At 47.2% G+C, this 21,749-nt stretch carries 24 protein-coding genes and 1 other annotated feature; of the genes, 22 read left to right on the top strand and 2 right to left on the bottom strand.

Translation table 11 applies throughout. From position 1 onward, the window contains the following. The first annotated feature begins 52 nt into the window (after positions 1 to 52). The 14 genes from mreC (at position 53) to pheA (ending at position 10,991) form a co-directional block, all read left to right on the top strand. Complete coding sequence (gene mreC / locus ACK1LH_RS15165) at positions 53 to 949, top strand: rod shape-determining protein MreC (RefSeq protein ID WP_411333513.1); 897 nt, start codon at positions 53 to 55, stop codon at positions 947 to 949. Then, the gene (mreD, locus tag ACK1LH_RS15160; protein ID WP_029279371.1) at positions 946 to 1,467 is read left to right on the top strand and encodes a rod shape-determining protein MreD; all 522 of its coding nucleotides are present in this window, start codon (positions 946 to 948) and stop codon (positions 1,465 to 1,467) included. The genes mreC and mreD overlap by 4 nt, the downstream gene beginning before the upstream one ends. Positions 1,468 to 1,642: 175 nt before the next feature. After that, complete coding sequence (minC, locus tag ACK1LH_RS15155; protein WP_029566782.1) at positions 1,643 to 2,326, top strand: septum site-determining protein MinC; 684 nt, start codon at positions 1,643 to 1,645, stop codon at positions 2,324 to 2,326. 2 nt (positions 2,327 to 2,328) lie between these two features. After that, complete coding sequence (gene minD / locus ACK1LH_RS15150; RefSeq protein ID WP_029279375.1) at positions 2,329 to 3,135, top strand: septum site-determining protein MinD; 807 nt, start codon at positions 2,329 to 2,331, stop codon at positions 3,133 to 3,135. A 130-nt stretch (positions 3,136 to 3,265) separates the two neighbouring features. Then, complete coding sequence (locus tag ACK1LH_RS15145) at positions 3,266 to 4,042, top strand: peptidoglycan DD-metalloendopeptidase family protein (RefSeq protein ID WP_411333511.1); 777 nt, start codon at positions 3,266 to 3,268, stop codon at positions 4,040 to 4,042. Then, on the top strand, positions 4,035 to 4,901 hold the full coding sequence (locus ACK1LH_RS15140) for a M50 family metallopeptidase (protein WP_411333510.1): 867 nt from the start codon (positions 4,035 to 4,037) through the stop codon (positions 4,899 to 4,901). The genes ACK1LH_RS15145 and ACK1LH_RS15140 overlap by 8 nt, the downstream gene beginning before the upstream one ends. Before the next feature lie 59 nt (positions 4,902 to 4,960). Next, positions 4,961 to 6,391, top strand: a complete 1,431-nt coding sequence (locus ACK1LH_RS15135) for an Rne/Rng family ribonuclease (RefSeq protein WP_411333509.1) — start codon at positions 4,961 to 4,963, stop codon at positions 6,389 to 6,391. Positions 6,392 to 6,443: 52 nt separating this feature from the next. Beyond that, positions 6,444 to 6,527: a sequence feature (ribosomal protein L21 leader region), on the top strand. 15 nt (positions 6,528 to 6,542) lie between these two features. After that, positions 6,543 to 6,851 (top strand): 50S ribosomal protein L21, encoded by a 309-nt coding sequence (gene rplU, locus ACK1LH_RS15130; protein WP_029279382.1) that lies wholly within the window; start codon positions 6,543 to 6,545, stop codon positions 6,849 to 6,851. Positions 6,852 to 6,862: 11 nt separating this feature from the next. After that, complete coding sequence (locus ACK1LH_RS15125; protein ID WP_282033023.1) at positions 6,863 to 7,216, top strand: ribosomal-processing cysteine protease Prp; 354 nt, start codon at positions 6,863 to 6,865, stop codon at positions 7,214 to 7,216. Between the two features lies 1 nt (position 7,217). After that, entirely contained in the window at positions 7,218 to 7,511 is a 294-nt protein-coding gene (gene rpmA, locus ACK1LH_RS15120; RefSeq protein WP_029279387.1) for a 50S ribosomal protein L27, read from the top strand. Positions 7,512 to 7,739: 228 nt separating this feature from the next. After that, positions 7,740 to 8,288 carry a sporulation initiation phosphotransferase B gene (locus ACK1LH_RS15115; RefSeq protein WP_320155471.1) on the top strand — a complete coding sequence of 183 codons (549 nt, stop codon included), beginning with the start codon at positions 7,740 to 7,742 and terminating at the stop codon, positions 8,286 to 8,288. Between the two features lie 22 nt (positions 8,289 to 8,310). Continuing rightward, positions 8,311 to 9,597, top strand: coding sequence for a GTPase ObgE (obgE, locus tag ACK1LH_RS15110; protein WP_029279391.1), 1,287 nt, complete (start codon positions 8,311 to 8,313; stop codon positions 9,595 to 9,597). A gap of 75 nt (positions 9,598 to 9,672) precedes the next feature. After that, positions 9,673 to 10,116: an ACT domain-containing protein gene (locus ACK1LH_RS15105; RefSeq protein ID WP_029279393.1), complete on the top strand. Its 444-nt coding sequence runs from the start codon at positions 9,673 to 9,675 to the stop codon at positions 10,114 to 10,116. 17 nt (positions 10,117 to 10,133) lie between these two features. Continuing rightward, positions 10,134 to 10,991 (top strand): prephenate dehydratase, encoded by an 858-nt coding sequence (gene pheA / locus ACK1LH_RS15100; protein WP_411333508.1) that lies wholly within the window; start codon positions 10,134 to 10,136, stop codon positions 10,989 to 10,991. Between the two features lie 35 nt (positions 10,992 to 11,026). On the opposite strand, the gene ACK1LH_RS15095 is transcribed toward pheA, so the two are convergent. Together ACK1LH_RS15095 and ACK1LH_RS15090 are read right to left on the bottom strand one after the other, a co-directional pair. Continuing rightward, complete coding sequence (locus ACK1LH_RS15095; protein ID WP_411333507.1) at positions 11,027 to 11,563, bottom strand: transcription repressor NadR; 537 nt, start codon at positions 11,561 to 11,563, stop codon at positions 11,027 to 11,029. Positions 11,564 to 11,569: 6 nt separating this feature from the next. Further along, on the bottom strand, positions 11,570 to 12,712 hold the full coding sequence (locus tag ACK1LH_RS15090) for an IscS subfamily cysteine desulfurase (RefSeq protein WP_411333506.1): 1,143 nt from the start codon (positions 12,710 to 12,712) through the stop codon (positions 11,570 to 11,572). Positions 12,713 to 12,805: 93 nt separating this feature from the next. Between ACK1LH_RS15090 and nadB the strand changes: the two genes are divergently transcribed. From nadB to ruvB, 8 genes are all read left to right on the top strand, one after another. Then, positions 12,806 to 14,377, top strand: coding sequence for an L-aspartate oxidase (gene nadB, locus ACK1LH_RS15085; RefSeq protein WP_411333505.1), 1,572 nt, complete (start codon positions 12,806 to 12,808; stop codon positions 14,375 to 14,377). After that, positions 14,364 to 15,194 (top strand): carboxylating nicotinate-nucleotide diphosphorylase, encoded by an 831-nt coding sequence (gene nadC / locus ACK1LH_RS15080; protein ID WP_029279403.1) that lies wholly within the window; start codon positions 14,364 to 14,366, stop codon positions 15,192 to 15,194. Before nadB ends, nadC begins: the two co-directional genes overlap by 14 nt. 15 nt (positions 15,195 to 15,209) lie before the next feature. Further along, positions 15,210 to 16,319: a quinolinate synthase NadA gene (nadA, locus tag ACK1LH_RS15075; protein ID WP_411333504.1), complete on the top strand. Its 1,110-nt coding sequence runs from the start codon at positions 15,210 to 15,212 to the stop codon at positions 16,317 to 16,319. A gap of 183 nt (positions 16,320 to 16,502) precedes the next feature. Then, positions 16,503 to 18,116 (top strand): SafA/ExsA family spore coat assembly protein, encoded by a 1,614-nt coding sequence (gene safA, locus ACK1LH_RS15070; protein ID WP_411333503.1) that lies wholly within the window; start codon positions 16,503 to 16,505, stop codon positions 18,114 to 18,116. Between the two features lie 193 nt (positions 18,117 to 18,309). Beyond that, positions 18,310 to 19,041 carry a YhcN/YlaJ family sporulation lipoprotein gene (locus ACK1LH_RS15065; protein WP_411333502.1) on the top strand — a complete coding sequence of 244 codons (732 nt, stop codon included), beginning with the start codon at positions 18,310 to 18,312 and terminating at the stop codon, positions 19,039 to 19,041. Positions 19,042 to 19,436: 395 nt separating this feature from the next. Next, positions 19,437 to 19,985 (top strand): intercompartmental signaling factor BofC, encoded by a 549-nt coding sequence (locus ACK1LH_RS15060; RefSeq protein ID WP_051827304.1) that lies wholly within the window; start codon positions 19,437 to 19,439, stop codon positions 19,983 to 19,985. A 133-nt stretch (positions 19,986 to 20,118) separates the two neighbouring features. Then, entirely contained in the window at positions 20,119 to 20,727 is a 609-nt protein-coding gene (gene ruvA / locus ACK1LH_RS15055) for a Holliday junction branch migration protein RuvA (protein WP_411333501.1), read from the top strand. A gap of 11 nt (positions 20,728 to 20,738) precedes the next feature. After that, positions 20,739 to 21,740, top strand: a complete 1,002-nt coding sequence (ruvB, locus tag ACK1LH_RS15050) for a Holliday junction branch migration DNA helicase RuvB (protein WP_029279414.1) — start codon at positions 20,739 to 20,741, stop codon at positions 21,738 to 21,740. The last annotated feature ends 9 nt before the right edge of the window (positions 21,741 to 21,749 follow it).

Genomic DNA, 21,749 nt, shown 5'->3' with positions numbered 1-21,749 from the left:
GCACGGACTGATTCCTGCGAACACAGCAAATAGTTAGAGGGTGTAAAGTCACATGCCGCAGTTTTTCTTGAATAAACGTCTTATCCTGCTCCTGGTCAGTATTATCTTTTTAGTGGCATTGATCGGCTATTCGCTAAAAGAAGACAGACAGCTTACTTGGCCGGAGCAATTTGTCAAAGATTCAACAGGATTATTTCAGACAGTCTTTCATAAGCCCGCACAATATGTAGCGGGCTTCTTTGAGAATGTCGGCGATCTTAAAAATACGTATGAAGAAAACAAGCTCCTCAAAAGCAAGATTGATGAGCATATGAAAATTGAAACAGAGCTGCAGGCTCTCAGACGCGACAATGAAAAGCTGCGCGAAGAGCTTGGTGCACAGGAATCACTGAGAGAATACAATCCGATTCCGGCAGCGCTGATTGCGAGAAATCCGGACCCGGGCAGATGGTTTGATTTGATTACGATTGATAAAGGTTCACAGCACGGTGTTGAAAAGGATATGGCCGTAATTACACATAAAGGCCTGATCGGAAAAGTGAAAAGCACCTCGAAATTCAATTCCACTGTTCAGCTTTTAAGTTCTCCTGACCGGAAAAACCGGATCGCGGCTGAAATTGAGGGCAAGGACGGACAGCCAAATATTTTCGGTCTGATCGAAGGATATGACGAGAAGAAAAAAGCTCTTCTGCTTAAGAAGATTGAATCGGATGTCAAAATCGAAAAAGGCCAGAAAGTCGTGACGTCCGGAAGCAGCGGGATCTTCCCTGAAGGTCTTGTCATCGGCGAAGTGCTTGAAGTAGAACCTGATTCATACGGCCTTTCGCAAATGGCCTACATTAAGCCGGAAGCAGATCTCTATGATATCGACCGGGTATTTGTAACAGACAGAGTAAAAGAAACGATCGATATTACAAATATGGATCCAGAGGAGGAGGAGGAATCATGAACCGTATCCTCCTTCCTCTTTTCATTTTGTTCGTTTTTATATCGGAAAGCACGTTTACCGATCTGATTGAGCTTCCGTTTACATCTGAAGATCAAGTGATTATCCCGAGGTTTGTGATGCTTTCCATCGTTTTTATTACGGCTTACTACAGCCAGAAGATGGGGATTATCTACGGGATGGTTTTCGGTCTGCTGCATGATATTGTGTATACCGAAATCCTCGGCATCTATTTGTTTGCCTATCCGCTGTTTGCCTACCTGATCTCAAAAGCGCTGAAGGCTCTTCAGGGGAACATGCTTGTTGTGCTTTTCCTGTCTCTGCTGGCAGTGACTCTTCTGGAATTTTATTCTTACGGCATTCAGATGCTGATCGGCTATTCGAATCTGCCATTCTATGATTTTACAAATCTGAGGCTTCTTCCGACGATTCTTGCAAACTCAGTTGGCGCCATCGTCCTGATCTATCCGATGAGCCGTTTTATTTCAAAAGTGAAAAGGGACTATATGGACGATTTGTAGACTGTAATCTGACAGCAGATTACGGCCTGTGCAAACAGATGGCCGGGTGAAATGAGTACTGCTTGTGATCCATTCTTCCTGAATCAGGAAACGGACAAAGTTTCAGAAATTGCGTTTTAAAAAGAGGAAGAAGGCATCGATCTGTCGAAATTGTATAGTCGTTGAGGTGAACGTCATGAAGGCTCAAAAACAGCATTATGTCACGATAAAAGGCACGAAAGACGGCCTAACCCTGCATCTTGATGATTCGTGTTCGTTTGAAGAACTGCTGAATGATCTTGAGCAGATGCTGTCTCTAAAACAGTATATACATGAAGATGGGCCAACGATCACCGTTAACGTTAAAGCGGGCAACCGTCTGCTTCACAGAAACCATCAGGAACAAATTGAGGCTGTGATCCAGAAAAAGCGGAATCTGGTTGTTGAAACATTTGAAAGCAATGTGGTTACAAAAGAACATGCCGCACGCATGAAAAAAGAAGCGGAAATCGTTTCTGCGGCAAAGGTCATCCGCTCAGGCCAGGTTCTGAAGGTTGACGGTGATCTTCTTTTGATAGGAGATGTGAATCCTGGCGGCACAGTGATTGCCGGGGGCAACATCTTCATTATGGGAACACTCAGAGGAATTGCTCATGCCGGATATAACGGGAAGAGCTCAGCTGTCATTGCCGCATCCGTGATGATGCCGTCGCAGATCCGGATTGGCTCGACAGTCGGCAGAGCGCCTGATTATGACCGGGAAGAAACGCATGAGATGGAATGTGCGTACATAGATGAAAGCGAGTCGATCGTCATTGACCGGCTGCAGCAGTTAACTCATTTACGACCTGAATTGACAAGGTTTGAGGGAGGAATTTAACCGTGGGTGAGGCAATCGTTATTACCTCTGGCAAAGGCGGAGTTGGAAAAACAACGACTTCTGCCAATCTGGGAACATCATTGGCGATTTTAGGAAAACGGGTATGTCTCATAGATACTGACATCGGTCTTCGCAACCTCGATGTTGTAATGGGACTTGAAAACCGGATCATTTATGATCTGGTGGATGTTGTAGAAGGGCGCTGCAAAATTCATCAGGCTCTCGTTAAAGATAAACGCTTTGAAGACAGGCTTTACCTGCTTCCTGCTGCTCAGACGAGCGACAAATCTGCTGTGAATCCTGATCAGATGAAAAAGCTTGTTGATGAGCTGAAACAGGACTACGATTATATCGTCATTGACTGTCCGGCAGGCATTGAGCAGGGCTTTAAAAACGCAGTCGCAGGGGCGGACAAGGCAATTGTCGTAACAACTCCCGAAACGTCTGCGGTGCGGGATGCAGACCGCATTATCGGACTGCTTGAACGTGAAGAAGGCATTGAACCTCCAAAACTTGTGATTAACCGGATACGGAATCATCTTGTAAAAGACGGCGATATGCTTGATATAGATGATATTGTTGCTCATCTGTCGATTGACCTCATTGGGATTGTAGCGGATGACGATGATGTCATTAAGGCTTCCAATAAAGGCGAGCCGATTGCAATGGACGCATCAAACCGCGCATCCATTGCCTACCGTAACATCGCGCGCCGGATCCTTGGCGAAGCCGTTCCTCTTCAGTCGCTAGAGGATGCAAATCCAGGCATGTTTACAAAAATCAAACGCTTTTTCGGTGTAAGAGTATAAACGGACAGTCTCCTTATTCAGGGAGGCTGTTTTTTTAGTGCATTCAGGCAATTCCATTGAGGGCTTGTCATAAACCCGTCGGACAAGGCATATGATGCAGTAAATGTGCTATGAGGGGATGGGAGCTGCAATGGGAAATCGTGCGGATGATCTGCGGAAAAAAATGGCGAAGAGAAAACGGGAGCTCCGATTGGGAGATGCTTCTAAACGGGATCCCAAACCGTTTTCAGCTCTTCCTTACACGGATGATGAGGAAAAATACAGCGGCGCTGCGTATCATTCGTACGATCCCGGCAGTGACGGCGGGAGAGGACAGCATCCGCTGTTTAAGCCGGATGTGTTTATGTTCAAGCTGCTGATCGGCGCCTGTCTTGTGCTGGTATCAGCGATCGTGTTTAAAAATGATTCGCCTCCGTTTGAAAAGGTGCAGCATGTTGTAACAGGCACGTTTGAAGAAGAGTTCCAGTTTGCGAGACTATCGAAATGGTACGGGGAACAGTTCGGTGACCCGCTGGCTCTGATCAAGCCTGCTGCCGACAAACAGCCTGCTTCAGACCAGTATACCGCTCCTGCGTCAGGCAAGGTGCTCGAAACGTTTGAAGATAACGGCCAGGGGGTCATGGTTGAAACAAGCAGCACGCTTGTGGAAGCGATGAATGAAGGGGTTGTCATTGAAATTGGAAAGAAGGAAGAGTCAGGTCTGACGGTAGTCGTCCAGCATGACGATTCAACAGAAAGCTGGTACGGAAACCTCGAAGAAGTGCAGGTCTCCCTGTATGACTTCGTTGAAAACGGAAAGGAAATCGGCAAAATCAAAGCAGCAGAAGATCAGAAGGGAACGTATTATTTCGCTATTAAAAAGGGTGAGCAATTTATAGACCCGATACAGGTGATCTCCTTTGAATAAATATTTGTCTGTGTTTCTTCACATTCATATTCACCCCATTCTATGGCTGATCATGGGAATCTCAGTCATGACTGCCCACTTTCAGTCACTGCTGATTCTGCTTGTGATCATTCTTGTGCATGAGCTTGGGCACGCGATGGCTGCAAGACATTTTGACTGGAGGCTGAAATCAATTGTCCTCCTTCCATTTGGAGGGGTTGCAGAGGTTGAGGAGCATGGGAACAGGCCGCTGAAGGAAGAGCTTATTACGATTGCTGCGGGACCGTTTCAGCATCTTCCTCTGCAGGGAGCTGCCTTTCTTTTGTTTTCAGCAGGCTATATGAGCCCGGAAACATTTCAGCTTTTTACGTTTTACAACGGAATGATCTTTCTGTTTAATCTGCTGCCGATCTGGCCGCTGGATGGCGGAAAGCTGCTGTTTTTGTTTGTTTCCGCCAAGCGGTCCTATCAGGAGGCCCACAAATTGATGCTGCTTGTGTCAGCTGTCTTTCTTGCAGTGTATTTGCTGTTTTTTCTCCTGTTCTCTCCGCAGCAGCTGAATGTCTGGATCATTGCAGGATTTCTCATCTATTCCTTATATACTGAGTACAAACACCGAAGCTTCGTAAGCATGCGTTTTCTGCTTGAGAGGTATTACGGCAATAAACAGGACCCGGGAATCCTTGAGCCGATTGTAGTAGATGAGGATGAGATGATCTATCAGACCCTCCTGAAGTTCAGGCGGGGATGCAAGCATCCAATTATTGTTGAACGTGACGGAAAAAAACTGTTTGAGCTTGATGAGAATGAGCTGCTGCATGCTTATTTTGCCGATAAACGCGTGCAGTCGACAGTCGGTGAGCTGAACTACCTCTATTGACGCTGGCCTCATAAAATGAGTAAATAAGAGAAAGCACTTATAGAAATGAGGATGTTTCATTGCGTACGTTACTTTTCAATGCAAAGGGCAGCGAGAACCGCTGCGCGCTGCTTGAAGACAGCCAGATCCAGGAGATACACATTCATCATATACATGAAACGGCCGGCGCCATTTACGCGGGCCGTGTTTTAAATGTTCTGAAGGGAATGGCGGCTGCGTTTGTTGATATTGGGTCCGAGAAAAACGGCTATCTGTCTGTCCACGACCTTCCTTCCTCTATGGAAAAAAGAATAAGAGAAGGACAGCAGATCATCGTTCAGGTGGTAAAAGAGGCGACAGATCATAAGGGGCCAAAACTCACGGCAAAATTGGAGTTTGGCGGACAGTATCTTGTTTATATGCCTGATTCTGGATATACAGCCGTCTCGAAAAAAATTGAAGACTCCGCTGAAAGAGAGAGGCTGCTTGCCATCGGAGCCTCTCTTTGCAAGGAAGGTGAAGGCCTTGTTTTCAGAACCGCGGCAAACGGAAGAGAGAAAGAGGAGCTCAGCCGTGAATTTGATTATTTAAAAGGGAAATACGAAGAAGCAAAAAGAAAGAAATCGGATAAAGTACCATGTCTGCTTGCCGAGGGCACGCCGTTTTTTGACCGGATGCTGCGGGAGTATGACTTGGGGGAAATTGACCGGATCGTCTGTGATGAAAGTGAGCTTGCTTTGGATCTTAAAGCTCGTTGCAGCGGGACGGAGGTGATCTTTCACCAGTCTAAGCAGCCGATTTTTGAAGCGTATGATGTTGAACAGGAAATAGAGAAAGCTCTCAAGAGGATTGTTTGGCTGTCTAATGGCTCGTACCTTGTGATCGACAAGACTGAAGCCATGACAGTCATTGATGTTAATACAGGGAAATTTTCCGGCAAGAGCTCTCTTCAGGATACAGTGCTGAAGACGAATCTTGCAGCTGCAAAGGAAGCCGCCCGCCAAATCAGGCTCCGCAATCTGAGCGGAATGATCATCATTGATTTTATTGATATGGACAGGCAGGAGGACAGGCAGGCTGTTCTCTCACAAATGCTGAAAGAGGCTAAGCGTGATAAGGTGCAGTCAAGGATTATCGGGTTTACCCAGATGAATATCTTTCAGATGACAAGAAAAAGAGTGCGGCCGGATCTTGCTTCCCTGCTGATGAGCCCCTGCCCGCACTGCAGCGGCACCGGTACGGTCGTTTCAGCGGAAACAACAGCGTTCAGGCTTGAGCGGGAGCTGTGGGAGCGTCAGTATATGGAGCATGAAGCTGTTTTAGTCGAACTTCCGGCAGACGCAGCGCAGATTTTCAGGGGAGAACAGGACGAACATATAAAGCGCCTTGAGAGCGTTCTGCGCTTTCGCATCTTCCTGAATCCTTCATCTGAATCAGGCACATACAGAATTGTGCACGAGGGAGACACGGAAGAAATCATCCGCCTGCTGAAAAAGAAAGAGAAAATGTGATTGACACAGATAGCCTGCTTTTGATAGTATTGTTATGTTATTGATTGTAGCACCCGTGCTACAACCGCTCAGATGCAGGTTTTAAGCCTTTCGGTTCATCCGGAACACCTGTCTGCTGGCGAGTCTGAGTCTAATTAGGAGGTGCATAGGAATGTACGCAATTATTGAAACTGGTGGCAAACAAATCAAGGTAGAAGCTGGTCAGGCGATCTACGTTGAAAAGCTTGCTGGTGAGCAAGGCGACACTGTTACTTTTGACCGAGTATTATTTATCGGCGGAGATGACGTGAAAGTTGGAAGCCCGATCGTTGCTGGTGCGACTGTTACAGCGAAAGTTGAAAAACAGGGCCGCGCTAAAAAGATCACTGTATTCAAATACAAGGCTAAGAAAAACTACCGCAAAAAGCAAGGTCATCGTCAGCCATACACGAAACTTGTTATTGATGCAATCAACGCTTAAGGCTTTTTAAGATGATACAAGCAGTCATTAACCGCTCCAGCAGCGGCTTAATTGAATCGTTTACATTATCTGGACATGCCGATTTCGATGTTCACGGCAAGGACATTGTCTGTGCTGGAGCATCTGCTGTCGTATTCGGCGCTGTTAATGCAGTACATAAATTAACAGGCATAACGCCGATTGTCGAGCAGGGCGGTGACGGAGGATATCTTTCGTTTCAGCTGCCGCAGGACCTGGAGCAGGAAGCAGCCGGCAAGGCACAGCTTCTGCTTGAGGGAATGCTTGTCTCTCTGCAGTCAATTGAACTTAGCTACGGACATTTCATACACATTGTTATAAATAACAACCAGCAGGAGGTGGACTAGAATGTTTTTAACTTTAGATCTTCAGTTCTTCGCTTCTAAAAAAGGAGTAGGTTCTACTAAGAACGGACGTGATTCAATCTCTAAGCGTCTTGGCGCTAAGAGTGCAGATGGCGAATTCGTAAGCGGTGGTTCTATCCTTTTCCGTCAGCGCGGTACGAAAATTTATCCAGGTGAAAACGTTGGCCGCGGCGGCGACGACACTCTTTTCGCGAAAGTGGACGGAGTTGTGCGTTTCGAGCGTTTCGGACGTGACCGCAAAAAAGTTAGCGTATATCCTGTAGCACAAGAAGCATAATTTCTTTAGGAAAACTCTAGCCCCCGGTTAGAGTTTTTCTTTTGTTTATTAAATGCAAACGATGGCAGCCTCATTCAATACCCCCCATCTAGCTGATTCCTTCTGCTTTTTTCAAATTGCCCTTATTTTCCCCTGGATTGTTTGTTATAATTTAGTACGACATTCAGTTTCCAAGTTGAAACTCCTAGAGAAATGAATAGAGAAAGATAAGGGAGCAGGAGTGCCGACATGAAAAAAACAAATGAAGAGTGGAATATTGTCGAGGTGCTGAGTCATTCCCGCCACGACTGGATGAATAAACTTCAGTTACTAAAAGGAAACATAACGCTGAATAAATATGACCGCGTACAGCAGATTATCGAAGAAATTGTGATTGAATCCCAGAATGAATCAAAGCTCTGCAATCTGAAGATGCTTTCGTTTGCGAGTATGCTGATGACGTTCAACTGGCACAGGCATCAGTATGCCCTCGAATACGAGGTGCTCGGCACTGCGTGTGATCTGTCTGAACTCGATCAGACAGCTACAGATTGGTGCGGACAATTCTTTCAGATTCTTGATGATGCTGCGGACCGCTGCGCTGAAAATCATATGAGCATTACAATAGAAACAGAAGCCAATCAAAGACAAGCCCGGTTCTTTTTTGACTTTAACGGCATAATAACAGATAAAGCACTGTTATTAAACTGGCTGAAAGCAAATGAGCAAAGCGGGGTTGAAGTGAAGCACTATGAGCTTTCCCCGAATGAATTGACCGTTGCGGTTGAACTTGCATAATTGGCTTGGACGGAGGATTACCATGTTTATAGATCAGGTGAAAATATATGTGAAAGGCGGAGACGGGGGCAATGGCCTTGTCGCGTTCCGCAGAGAAAAATACGTGCCGAAGGGCGGACCTGCAGGCGGAGACGGCGGTAAAGGCGCAGATGTCATTTTCCAGGTGGAAGAAGGACTGCGCACACTGATGGATTTCCGCTATCAGCGCCACTTTAAAGCAGACCGCGGACAGCACGGCATGTCCAAAAACCAGCACGGGCGAAATGCGGAGGCGATGATTGTCAAAGTTCCGCCGGGCACCGTTGTGATGGAAGAAGAAACAAGAACGGTTATTGCTGATTTAACAGAGCACGGCCAGCAGGCTGTTATTGCAAAAGGCGGACGCGGAGGACGCGGAAACAGCCGTTTTGCCACTCCTGCCAACCCGGCACCGGAGCTTTCTGAAAACGGTGAGCCTGGTCAGGAGCGCAACATCATCATGGAGCTTAAGCTTCTTGCAGATGTAGGTCTGGTCGGTTTTCCGAGCGTAGGAAAATCAACGCTTCTTTCTGTTGTTAGTTCGGCAAAGCCGAAAATTGCAGAATACCACTTTACAACGCTAGTTCCAAACCTTGGAGTGGTGGAAACGGGCGATGGCCGCAGCTTCGTTATGGCAGATCTTCCTGGTCTGATCGAAGGGGCGCATGAAGGTGTTGGACTTGGTCACCAGTTCCTCCGCCACATTGAGCGCACACGCGTCATTGTGCATGTGATTGACATGTCGAGCGGCGAAGGCCGTGATCCTTATGAGGATTATCTGACGATCAATGCGGAGCTGAAAGAATACAACCTGCGCCTGACTGAAAGACCGCAGATTATTGTCGCCAACAAAATGGACATGCCTGAGTCAGAAGAAAATCTGAAGATCTTCAAAGAGAAGCTCGAGGACGACCTTCCGATTTTCCCTGTTTCAGCCATTACCCGCGAAGGTGTTCGCGAACTGCTTTATGAAGTGATGAATACGATTGAGAAGACGCCTGAGTTCCCTCTTTATGAGGAAGAGGATCTGTCTGATCACCGTGTCCTTTATAAATTTGATAAAGAGGCAGCGGAGTTTGAAATTAACCGTGACAGCGACGGCACGTTTAATGTTACAGGGGAGAAAGTTGAATATCTCTTCAAAATGACAAACTTCCAGCGCGAGGAATCCATCCGCCGCTTTGCAAGACAGCTTCGCGGACTTGGTGTCGATGAAGCCCTGCGTCAGCGCGGAGCGAAAGACGGCGATATTGTGCGCCTGCTTGATTTTGAATTTGAATTTGTTGAATAGTCATGAAAGAAGAGCGATTGCCTGCTCTTCTTTTTTCAAAAGGAAAAAAGTGCAGTTTTCATAAAGGAGAAGGTCATGAAAGAAGAAACCTTTTTTTTAGTAAGAGAAGATGTTCTGCCGGAAGCCATGAGAAAAACACTAGAAGTGAAGCAGCTCATTGAGCGGAAAAAAGCGGAATCGGTTGCAGAAGCTGTTCAGCGTGTGGATATGAGCAGAAGCGCCTATTATAAATACCGTGATGCCGTTTTTCCGTTTCACACCATGGTGAATGAACGGATTATTACCCTTTTCTTCCATCTTGAGGACCGTTCCGGCACATTGTCCCAGCTGCTTGCAGTTGTCGCATCGGCAGGGTGCAATGTTCTGACGATTCACCAGACCATTCCTCTTCAGGGGAGGGCTAACGTCACGCTGTCCCTGAACACAAATGGAATGAGAGAAGATATAAACAGTGTCATGGCAAAGCTTAAACGGCTTGAATTTGTTGAGAAAGTAGAGATATTAGGATCTGGAGCTTAGAGGAGAGGATTAGGAGTATGTCTTTTAAGGTTGGCTATTTAGGGCCTGTAGCTACATTTACCCATCTTGCAGTGACGAAATATTTTGAAGATGAAGCAGAGCAGATTCCGTTTTTGAATATACCAAAATGCATAGATGCCGTTGCGGCTGGTGAAATCGATGTGGCGGTCGTTCCGCTTGAGAATGCTCTTGAAGGATCTGTTAATTTAACAGTGGATTACCTCGTGCACGAACAGCCGCTGCCGATTGTAGGGGAGATTGTTGCCCCGATCCAGCAGCATTTATTGGTGCATCCTGAAAGAGAACATTGCTGGGAAGAGACGGAGAAAGTATACTCCCACTCTCACGCCATTGCCCAGTGCCATAAATTCCTGCACCGGGAGCTTCCGGATGCAGCCTACGAAAATGCCGCCTCAACCGGTGCTGCTGCAAAATACATACAGGAACATCCTGAAGAAAAAGTTGCGGCCATTGCAAATGAGCTGGCAGCAGAGGAATACGGGCTGAAGATGGTCAGGAAGGATATTCACGATTATCCTCATAACCATACGCGCTTTGCCGTGCTTCATCCCGACAAGGCAGCATCCTTCAGAACAAATTTAAGGAAAGTAACTGACCGAACAACCCTGATGATCACCCTTCCGTCCGATCAGTCAGGAGCCCTGCATCAGGTGCTCTCAGCCTTTTCATGGAGAAAGCTCAATCTCTCAAAGATTGAGTCACGGCCGATGAAAACGGGCCTCGGCAATTACTTTTTTATCGTGGACATTGATATGCAATTAGATGAAGTCCTTATCCCGGGTGCAACGGCAGAGCTTGAAGCCCTTGGCTGCGGAGTCAGGATTTTAGGGACATATTCGGCTTATGCCATTTAAAAAACCGGCCTGTGCTTCAGGCCGGTTTTTTACTTTTAATCGTCTTCATCCACTAAAAATCCTTCCACTTTCAGTGCATCGCACGCTTCATCTATTTTTTCCTGCCTGTCTGCTGCCAGGGTGTGAAGGTGGAGGCCTTCTGTCAGCTGAGACAAGTAGGCGGCGTTGCGGTCTTCAATTTTTTTGATGAAATCTTTGACTTCCTTGCGGTTGCTGACCATGATCGAGGCCGTCAGTTCCCCGTAGACAGGATGTTCAATGATCACATCCCTGACTGTTACCCCGTGATCCACAATCAGGTTCAGCTCTTCTTCTGTTGCTTCAGGGCCGTGGCTGCTTGCGATGATCCGCTTGTAAACAGGCAGCTCTTCTTTGTCCTGCATGACATACACATAGCCCTGACTTGTGGCAAGAATCGGTTCATTTTGAGCTTTCAGAAGAGAGATATCCTGCACAATGACCTGTCTGCTCACATTGGTCCGCTGCGCAATCTCACTCCCCTTCAGCGGTTCATCCGCTTCCTTCAGCCAGTTAAGGATCACATTTCTTCTTTCATTACCCGGAATTTTCATTCTTTCTTACGTCCTTTCTGCCTGTCTTTCACTGAGCGTCCGGCCGATAATGCCGGCCATTTTTTTCAGATCATCAGCCGTGGTGTATTTACCTGTTGAGATCCTGATGTACTGCAGGGCAGCCTGAGGCGGCAAGCCGGTGGAAAGAAGAGCTCTGGAAGGCTCCTGCATGCCGATTTGACAGGCCGTTCCTGTTGAAATGGCCACGCCTCTCCGGTTGCTCTCAAGCAGCATGTACTGCCCTTCGATTCCTTTTATGTGAAGGCCGATAATCGACGGCACCTGATCTGGGCTGTGCTCATTGATGATGTGCACATGATCTCTAAAGGGCTTCAGCATCTCGAAAAAAACGTCCCGCAATTCGCTGAGCCTTAAAGATTCAGATTCCATACCCGAACATGCCTGTTCAGCTGCAGCTGCAAAAGCTGCGATACCGGGAACGTTTACGGTGCCTGCCCTGAACCCATTTTCGTGTGTTCCCCCGTGAATGTACGGTTTTAAAACATGTTTCGGATTTAAATATAAACAGCCGACCCCTTTTGGCCCGTATATTTTATGGCTTGAAAGGGACACTGCATCAAGCCCCCATTCATCAGCCTTAAGAGAGACCTTCCCGAAAGACTGAACACAGTCACTGTGAAAATAAACCGGCTGTTTTAAAAGCCACTCACCAATCTCCTGCAGATTCTGAATACATCCTATCTCCGAATTTACGTGCTGAACGGTCACTAGGGCGGTGTTCTCGCGCAGTGCTTCTCTAATGCTGTCCACATGTAGTTTACCATGATTGTCCGGCATTAAAAATGTTACCTCATAGCCTTTCCTCTGTAAAAACGTCAAGTAGTTATAGATCGACGAATGTTCTAATGCGGATGCAATGATGTGATTCTTTCCCTCCGCATTCGCCAAAAGAGTGTCAACAGCAAGCACATTAGACTCGCTGCCGCCTGATGTAAAGCAAATTCCCTTAGCCGTGCCGCCTATAAGTCCTGCTAGTTTGCTGCGGCATGCCTCAAGCAATGAACCGGCCAGATCTCCCTCATCATGAAGACTGTTGCTGTTGGCAAACGCCTTCCTGGACGCTTCAGAAAAAACATGAAGAGCCTCTTCGCTGAGCGGAGCTGCTGCTGCGTAATCAAGATAGATCATCCCATTCTCTCCTCCAAAAAAATCTCTTGTCATTAGTTTAGTTTTGTGTAAATATAGGTGTCAAGACACTTGTAAAGAATGGGGGTTATTTTTTTGCCTCAAACGGACGTATTAATCATTGGAAGCGGCATCGCAGCCTTATCTGCAGCTTGTCAGCTGCAAAAAACGAAACATGTGACCATCCTCACCAAAGGGGCGAAAGTCAGCAGCAATTCAATGCTTGCTCAAGGCGGGATTGCTGCAGCCATTCGTGCAAATGACAGTTACAGGAGCCACTCGGAGGATACGCTTAATGCCGGCCATTTTCATAATGATGAAGAGGCAGTTGAGCTGCTTGTCAGGGAGGGAGCAAAAGACGTTCTTTCACTGGCGGAAAAAGGGCTTCCTTTTGACAGGGACAGCAGAGGCGAGCTCCTTCTCGGCATGGAAGGCGCTCACAGCTTCAGCAGAATTCTCCACGCAGGGGGAGATGCCACAGGAAGAGCGATGATGCGCTTTCTTTTGTCTTGTCTGAATGAAAACACGGTCATTCTTGAAAATGAAATGGTGGTTGAATTGATTGTAGAAAACGGAATATGTCTCGGTGCTGTTTCAAGATCTCAGAACGGACTTGTAAACAGGCATACGGCACAGCATACGATACTTGCAACAGGCGGATGCGGAAAGCTGTATCAGCACTCGTCGAATGCGGACGGCATTACAGGAGACGGCCTTGCCCTTGCATACAGAGCAGGCGCGGTGCTTGCGGATATGGAATTTACCCAGTTTCACCCGACGATGCTGCTTGCAGGCGGAGGGTGTGCCGGACTGATCTCTGAAGCAGTAAGAGGTGAAGGGGCCTTTCTTCAAAATGATTTGGGCGAACGGATCATGGAAGGCATCCATCCTCTTAAAGACCTTGCGCCGAGAGACATCGTTGCACGCGTTATCTTTTCGCAGATCAAAAAAGGGCGCAGCGTTTATCTGAACATCCTGCCGGTTTTAAACTTTGAAGAACGGTTTCCGACCATTACGGCGATGTGCCGGAAATATAACATAGTAATGGAAAACGGACTGCTCCCGGTGGCGCCGGGCATGCATTTTTTAATGGGCGGCATCAAGACCGATCTGCATGGCCGGACATCTGTCAGCAGGCTTTATGCTGCAGGAGAAACGGCGTGCACGGGGGTTCATGGGGCAAACAGGTTGGCGAGCAACTCCCTGCTTGAAGGTCTGGTCTTCGGAAAGCGTCTGGCAAACAAGATTCAGAGCATCCTAGAAACAGTTGATCTAAATATGGATACACAAGTATTCTCATATCCTCCAGACATCGAATTGCCGGAACGGGAAGACATTCAGCAGGTTATGACCGCATATGCGGGAATTGAACGGACGGAGGAAGAGCTTGCGAAAGCCTTGCACTGGTTTGAAAAATGGCTGAAGCCGTATTGGGCTATTAATGTGAAAGACCTCACAAATGATCATGCTGAACGTCTTAACATGATGACATCAGGCTGGCTGATTATATCTGCTGCTTTGCAGAGGACAGAAAGCAGAGGGGGTCACTGCAGATTGGATTTTCCAGATTCAAATGATGCATTCTGGCTGAAAAAACAAATTCTTCTTTCGAAAAAAGGGTGCAGCTATCAACAACATTCAGAGGTGAAGATCATTGAATTTACTTAAATTAAAAAAGCAGCTGGAAGGTTTTTTTGCAGAAGACATCGGAGATTTTGATGCAACGAGCACGTTTATTTTTTCGGAAGGCCAGACAGGTTCTGCCGTTATCCGTGCGAAGGAAGATGGCATTTTCGCCGGTGCAGACGTGGTGAAAGCCGGATATGCCGTGTTAGACCCGCGGGTTACAGTCCAGGTTCTGAAGCGGGACGGAGAGGCCATTTCCAGGGGCGAAAAGGCGGCTGTCCTGACCGGACCGATTGCATCCATATTGACAGGAGAGCGAGTCGTGCTGAATCTCCTGCAGCGGATGAGCGGAATTGCGACGCTGACCAATCAGGCGGTAAAGCTGCTGAATTCAGATCATACGAAAATCTGCGATACAAGAAAAACGACCCCGGGCCTCAGAATGATTGAAAAATATGCAGTCAGGTGCGGAGGAGGGTACAACCACAGATTTGGACTGTATGACGGCATCATGCTGAAAGATAACCATATTGCAAGCGCGGGTTCAATAGCTGAAGCGGTTCAAAAAGCAAGAGCGCATGCCGGTCATATGATCAAAATTGAGGTTGAGATTGAAACGGAACAGCAGCTGCACGAGGCCATCTCGGCACGCGCAGATATCATTATGTTTGATAACCGGACCCCGGATGAAGCGGCAGCATTTGCAGCCATCACACCTGAATCCATCATTACAGAAGCATCAGGGGGCATAACGCTTGAAAATTTAGCAGATTACGGGCGCACAGGAGTGGATTATGTTTCACTCGGTATGCTGACTCATTCCGCAAAAGCGCTTGATTTGAGCATGAATGTAGAATAGAAGGGGGAACGTGACATGAACGTTTTGGATATGCTTCAATTTGAAACAAATGAAAAAATGCCGCCGCACTATAAAGAGCTAAGCGAAAACGAAATGATTGAACGAGTGAAAGCAATTAAAGAAAGGTACGGGAAAAAACTGCTGATTCCCGGCCATCATTATCAAAAAGATGAAGTGATTCAGTTTGCGGATATAACGGGTGATTCCCTGCAGCTTGCACAGGCGGCAGCTGCAAACAAAGAAGCAGAGTACATCGTCTTTTGCGGCGTGCATTTTATGGCTGAAACAGCCGATATGCTGACAACTGAACAGCAGAAGGTCTTTTTGCCGGATTTGAGGGCCGGCTGCTCGATGGCCGATATGGCGGATATCAGCCAGACAGAGCAGGCATGGATCAAGCTTCAGGAATTGTTTGGCGACACCATCCTTCCGCTGACATATGTGAATTCAACGGCTGCCATTAAAGCGTTTGTCGGACGAAATGGTGGTGCAACGGTCACATCCTCAAATGCGGAAAAAATGCTTAGCTGGGCTTTCGGGCAGAAGGAAAGAATTCTCTTTTTGCCTGATCAGCATCTTGGAAGAAACACAGCTTATAACCTTGGCATTCCTCTTGAGAAAATGGCTGTCTGGAACCCTCATACAAATGAGCTTGAATGTGACGGCAATCCCGAAGAAATTATTGTGATTCTATGGAAGGGCCACTGCTCTGTACATGAGAAATTCACCGTGCAGAACATTGAGCATATCAGAAGTACGAAGCCCGATATGAACATTATTGTTCACCCTGAATGCAGCAGGGAAGTTGTGGCGGCAAGCGATCTTGCAGGCTCTACCAAGTACATTATCGATGTCATCGAGGCATCAGAGCCTGGAAGCAAATGGGCAGTCGGAACAGAGATGAACCTTGTTAAGAGGATCATTGATCAGCATCCTGACAAAGAGATTGTTTCGCTGAATCCGTTCATGTGCCCTTGTTTGACAATGAACCGTATTGATCTCCCGCACCTGCTTTGGTCACTTGAGGGAATTGCGCAAGGAAAACCGGTCAATCAGATTCGCGTTGATGAACATACAGCAAAGGATGCTGTTCTTGCTCTAGAGAGGATGCTTGAACACGTCTAACCCATAACTGGCAGACATTTGGCCGAGTAAGCAAAGATGCTTGCGCAGGCCTTAGGTTTGTCAGTTTTTTCTTTTCCCCTGAACATATATTTGTCTTCACAAGCATAAGTTGTGATGAAGAAGAATGGCATCATTGCCTGCTAATCATATGCGATAAAGTTTCAAGCATAGGAGGGGGAAAGGTTGAAAATCCACATTGTTCAAAAAGGCGATACCCTTTGGAAGATTGCCAAAAAATATGGTGTAGACTTTGAAGAAGTGAAAAAAATGAATTCTCAGCTCAGCAATCCTGATTTAATTATGCCGGGAATGAAAATAAAGGTTCCAACCGGCGGCGTGCCTGTGAAAAACGAAACGAAGCTTAATTTTTCAGGCAAAAAAGAAATGCCGAAATCAGAACATCCTTTTTCAAAGGAAAAACCGAAGCAAGTCATGGGTGAGGCGGATACGAAACCAAAAGAAGTTCCTAAAGAAAAACCATCTGTCCCTTATGTACCGCCAGTACCTAATATGAAGCAGCCGGCTTATCCGGAGCTTGATATTAACAACTATTACATGCTGAATATGGCGATGATGCCTCAGGCGCCTCAGCCACAGCTGCCGCCTAAGCCGTCAAATGTCATGCCGGAAATGATGAAGCCGGCTGAAAAACCGGCTGAGAAACCTGCCGAAAAAGAAAAACCGAAATATGTATCGCCGGCAAGCAAAGAGGAGGCTGATAAAGACATGGAAAACAAACCAAGCATGCCTCAGCAAGGGGTAATGGGTGCCTATCAGGGAGGTCCCGGCCAGCAAAGCCCTCAGGGATTCCCGGGTCAGGGTCAAGGATTTCCAGGCCAGCAGGGAGCGCCGTTCCAGAATCCGGGCATGGTTGCCGGAGCGATGGATCAGGGACCAGGAGGAGATGACTGTTATCCAGTATCACCGGTCATGCCTGGACCTGGATTTGGCGGACCAGGGTTTGGAGGTCCGGGATTCGGTGGCGGACCGGGATTCGGCGGACCTGGTTTCGGCGGCGGCCCTGGATTTGGAGGATACCCGCAAATGCAGCCTTATGGCGGAATGCAGGGAATGCCTCAGCAAATGCCGTTTGATGACGATGACGATGATGATGTAATGGGTGCATACAGCCCGCAGCAGCCTGGATTTGGCGGACCTGGATTCGGAGGACCAGGATTTGGGGGTCCAGGATTTGGAGGAGCCCCAGGGTATGGAGGCGGACCAGGATTTGGCGGACCGGGATTCGGAGGACCGGGCTATGGATATCCGCCTGGATGTGTACCGGTATCCCCAGTCATGCCTGGACCGGGTTTCGGATATCCTCAACAGGGAGGATATGGCGGCGGACCTATGCCTGGTCAGGTAATGGGGGCATACGGCGGAGCGCCAAACATGCCTGGTCAAGTAATGGGTGCATATGGCGGAGCGCCAAACATGCCTGGTCAAGTAATGGGTGCATATGGCGGAGCGCCAAACATGCCAGGTCAAGTGATGGGGGCATACGGAGGAGCGCCGGATAACAACCAGCCGCCTCAAGTCAGTCCTGCAATGGATAAAGAGGATTGCGGATGCGGAGGACCTGGACCGGGGTTCGGAGGCCAGCCGGGGTACGGAATGGGCATGCCTGGTCAATTTGGCGGAATGCCAGGTCAGTTTGGTCAAGGACAATTTGGCGGAATGCCTGGCCAATTCGGAGGAATGCCGGGCGGTCAGGGGCAATTCGGAGGGATGCCTGGCCAATTCGGTCAGAGTGATCAGTTTGCCATGCCAAGATTTGACGAAGAAGAAGAAGACTAATGTCGCCTGAAGAGACGGATCTGTTCGTCTCTTTTTTTTATGCTTTTTAATAAAATCAGCAGCTGGTACAAGTGAAAATTCCTCTCCATTATTTAAAGAACTTACCTTTAACTAACAGGTTAATCCCCTCCTGAACGAGCAACCTATACAAGAGCGGTTTTGCTCGCATCAGAAAAATCAGGGGGTTTTTATATTGAGGCATAAACTTACTGCTTTTGCTGTAATTGCTGTCGCTGCATCAGGTCTCGCTGCATGTAACAACAACAACGAAGGCGCGCTCGATACGCGCTACAATGATAATGCCAGACCGATCGGCTATTATTCAAATGAGCACCGAGGCAATAATGGCAATGCAGACAACGTAGATAATGATGGACCTCTGACTGAAATGATGGAAGGCGATATGAACGATAATTACTTTACAAAAGTAAACGATCGGGATACTGCTTTTCATAATGGAAGAATGGATAATCCCACTGCGCCGCTTTCAAATGAAGACGGCATGCTCGAGAGAGATAATCGTTTCAGCCGCAACGATGAAAATTATCATGGTCAGGTAAAGCAGATCAGCTATTACAATGACAATGAGAAAGCTTTGGCTAAAAAGGTTTCTGAGCGGGCTGCAGATGTGAAAAACGTTGACGACGTCCGCACCCTTGTAAATGGAGACCAGGTTCTTGTTGCTGTTGACACGGACGACAAGAATGACAAAAATGTGAAAAATGCAGTAATGGATGCCGTAAAACCTGCCGCCAATGGAAAAGACGTACAGGTTGTCACAGATGAAGGAACATTTTCCCGTGTGAGAACAATCAACGACAATATCGAAAATGGGCAGGATAAAAAGTCCATCGATGCTGATATCCGTGATTTGTTTGATGATATTGGGAACATGATGAATAAGCCCGTTCAGCAAGCCCGATAATGGCTGAAAAGAGGTGCCTCAGTGCGCCTCTTTTTAATTTGTCCGATTTTGATTCGGACTTTTCTATGGTGTCCAGCTCCAGCGCTCAGCTCCTCTGTCAGAACGGAACCATCGGCAAAGGCAAAAAGCGCCTTTTCCGCTGTTTCCTTATCTGACTCCCGGAGCTAAACGAGCGCTTCCGCTTTTCTATGGTGTCCAGCTCCATCAGCCAGCTCCTCCGCCAGAACGAAATCCCCGAAAAAGTCAAAACCGGACTTTTCCGGTGATTTCTTATCTGCCTATCGGAGCTAAACGGCTGATTCCGCTTTTCTATGGTTAAACCTGCTAATAATGGTCAAACTAGTAAGGAATCAATATTTCTTTACCAGAACGGTAAATGGATGGGGGTGTAAAAGATGATGTCATCTCATCGTTTCCTGTTTACAGCTGCAGTTGCGTTCATTGGAATCTTTTTTCTTTCTTTTCCTGCTGTGCATGAACCGTACGATGCAGCCGGCAATGACGATCAGGCCTATGAAGTCAGCGGTCCCCTGACTGTGACAGTGGTTCTTGAACGGATCTACCTTGACGGGGAGATCAGCGAAGAGGTTAAAACAGAAACCATCCTCGCGATGGAAGATTTCTGGGCTAAGTATGAAGGCTGGCAGCTTGTCGATCAGGATGATAATCAGATCATTTTTCAAAAAGAAGTTGATGATATCTCCCCATTGTTAAAAGCAAACGGGTATTTCGGCCTTTCATCAGAAGGGGTATTTTCTATTTTCAACGGCAAGCCTGATGATGCGTCAGAGATCATCCATTCCTTCTTCCAGATTGATGTAGGGAAGCTCGAGACCCGGAAACATGACGAGCTGAGACACGGCATTCGCATCCAGTCGAAAGACCATTACTTAAAAGTCATACAATCCTATAAAGCCTATTCGTCACCCGCAGAGGTGAACTGAAGCTGTCTTGTGTGCCCGATCTTTTGAACGGGTGCATTTTTTTGTTTTCTTTAGTCAAAATCCGCTGTTTAATACTACAGTCAGAGAAAAAAAGTATGTTACAATGAGGTACAGTTATAAAGAGGTGAAAAGTTTGATCGAATTTATAAAAGGAACCATTGATCTGGTGACTCCCGAGTATGTGGTGATTGACCGCGGGGGCATTGGCTATCAAGTTCACACTCCTAACCCATTCAGCTACCAGCGCAGCCGTTCCTCGGAAGTGACGATCTATACGTATCAGCATGTCAGAGAAGATATCCTCGCGCTGTACGGTTTTCATACAAGAGAAGAAAAAGCCTTATTTATGAAGCTTTTAAATGTGACAGGCATTGGTCCTAAAGGAGCTCTTGCGATACTTGCTTCCGGGAATCCGTCACAAGTAGTCGGAGCCATAGAGAATGAGGATGAAAAATTCCTTTTGAAATTTCCGGGAGTAGGCAAAAAAACGGCGAGACAAATCATTCTCGATCTTAAAGGAAAGCTTGGAGACATAGCAGGCGGGCTTGCTCCTGACTTATTTACCCACGAAGAGCATGCTGCAACAGAAACAGCCTCCAAATCACTGAGTGAAGCACTTGAAGCCCTGAAGGTTCTAGGTTATGCAGAACGGGAAATCAGCAAAGTTGTTCCTGCTCTGATGGAAGAGGAGCTTTCCACAGACCAGTATGTGAAAAAAGCGTTGCAAAAGCTATTAAAGTAAGGTGATCATTTATGGACGAACGTCTTGTTTCCGGTGAAGCGGAGCTTGATGAAGGAGCTCTTGAGCTCTCCCTGAGACCGAGGACTTTATCACAGTACATTGGGCAGGATAAAGTAAAGGATAATCTTAAGGTGTTTATTGAAGCAGCAAAGATGAGAAGCGAAACACTGGATCACGTGCTTCTTTACGGGCCTCCCGGGCTTGGCAAAACGACCCTTGCCACCATCATAGCAAATGAAATGGGCGTAAATATCAGAACGACTTCAGGACCGGCCATTGAAAGGCCGGGCGACCTTGCCGCCATTCTGACCGCCCTTGAACCCGGTGATGTTTTATTTATTGATGAAATTCACCGCCTTCAGCGTTCCATTGAAGAAGTGCTGTATCCTGCAATGGAAGATTTCTGTCTTGATATTGTCATTGGAAAAGGACCGCAAGCTCGGTCCGTGCGTCTTGATCTGCCCCCGTTTACGCTCATTGGAGCTACAACAAGAGTCGGCCTGCTGACTGCCCCCCTCAGGGACCGTTTCGGTGTATTAAGCCGTCTTGAGTACTACAATGAAGAGCAGCTCTCCCTGATTGCCGAACGGACAGGGGATATTCTTGGCATTGGCCTCGAAAAAGAAGCATCACTTGAACTCGCGCGCAGGTCACGGGGGACTCCGAGGATAGCGAACAGGCTGCTCAGAAGGGTAAGAGACTTTGCTCAGGTTCTCGGAAAACCGGCCATTACAGGCAGCCTCGCAAATGAAGCGCTTGAAAGGCTGCAGGTGGACAGACTTGGCCTTGATCATATCGATCACAAGCTGCTGATGGGCATTATTGAAAAATTTAAAGGCGGACCCGTGGGACTCGACACGATTTCTGCTACAATAGGCGAAGAATCGCACACGATTGAAGATGTATATGAACCATATCTTTTGCAGATTGGTTTTATACAGCGGACTCCTAGGGGAAGAATGGTAACAGATGCAGTTTATCATCACTTTCAAATGGAAGTTCCAAAACACTAGAGATTTGCA

This window comes from Metabacillus indicus (assembly GCF_046603695.1).
GTDB lineage: Bacteria > Bacillota > Bacilli > Bacillales > Bacillaceae > Bacillus_P > Bacillus_P indicus.
Note: the sequence above shows the minus strand (reverse complement) of the source record. Positions and strands in the feature narration are given on the sequence as shown.

Bases quoted from the DNA above. Each gene is read 5' to 3' on its own strand.
- mreC (WP_411333513.1), top strand. From the start codon at position 53: ATGCCGCAGTTTTTCTTGAATAAACGTCTTATCCTGCTCCTGGTCAGT.
- ACK1LH_RS15090 (WP_411333506.1), bottom strand. From the start codon at position 12,712: ATGATCTATCTTGATTACGCAGCAGCAGCTCCGCTCAGCGAAGAGGCT.
- ruvB (WP_029279414.1), top strand. From the start codon at position 20,739: ATGGACGAACGTCTTGTTTCCGGTGAAGCGGAGCTTGATGAAGGAGCT.
- mreD (WP_029279371.1), top strand. From the start codon at position 946: ATGAACCGTATCCTCCTTCCTCTTTTCATTTTGTTCGTTTTTATATCG.
- ACK1LH_RS15095 (WP_411333507.1), bottom strand. From the start codon at position 11,563: ATGAAAATTCCGGGTAATGAAAGAAGAAATGTGATCCTTAACTGGCTG.
- rpmA (WP_029279387.1), top strand. From the start codon at position 7,218: ATGTTTTTAACTTTAGATCTTCAGTTCTTCGCTTCTAAAAAAGGAGTA.
- minC (WP_029566782.1), top strand. From the start codon at position 1,643: ATGAAGGCTCAAAAACAGCATTATGTCACGATAAAAGGCACGAAAGAC.
- rplU (WP_029279382.1), top strand. From the start codon at position 6,543: ATGTACGCAATTATTGAAACTGGTGGCAAACAAATCAAGGTAGAAGCT.
- ACK1LH_RS15060 (WP_051827304.1), top strand. From the start codon at position 19,437: ATGATGTCATCTCATCGTTTCCTGTTTACAGCTGCAGTTGCGTTCATT.
- ACK1LH_RS15145 (WP_411333511.1), top strand. From the start codon at position 3,266: ATGGGAAATCGTGCGGATGATCTGCGGAAAAAAATGGCGAAGAGAAAA.
- pheA (WP_411333508.1), top strand. From the start codon at position 10,134: ATGTCTTTTAAGGTTGGCTATTTAGGGCCTGTAGCTACATTTACCCAT.
- nadA (WP_411333504.1), top strand. From the start codon at position 15,210: ATGAACGTTTTGGATATGCTTCAATTTGAAACAAATGAAAAAATGCCG.
- ACK1LH_RS15115 (WP_320155471.1), top strand. From the start codon at position 7,740: ATGAAAAAAACAAATGAAGAGTGGAATATTGTCGAGGTGCTGAGTCAT.
- obgE (WP_029279391.1), top strand. From the start codon at position 8,311: ATGTTTATAGATCAGGTGAAAATATATGTGAAAGGCGGAGACGGGGGC.
- ACK1LH_RS15125 (WP_282033023.1), top strand. From the start codon at position 6,863: ATGATACAAGCAGTCATTAACCGCTCCAGCAGCGGCTTAATTGAATCG.
- ACK1LH_RS15105 (WP_029279393.1), top strand. From the start codon at position 9,673: ATGAAAGAAGAAACCTTTTTTTTAGTAAGAGAAGATGTTCTGCCGGAA.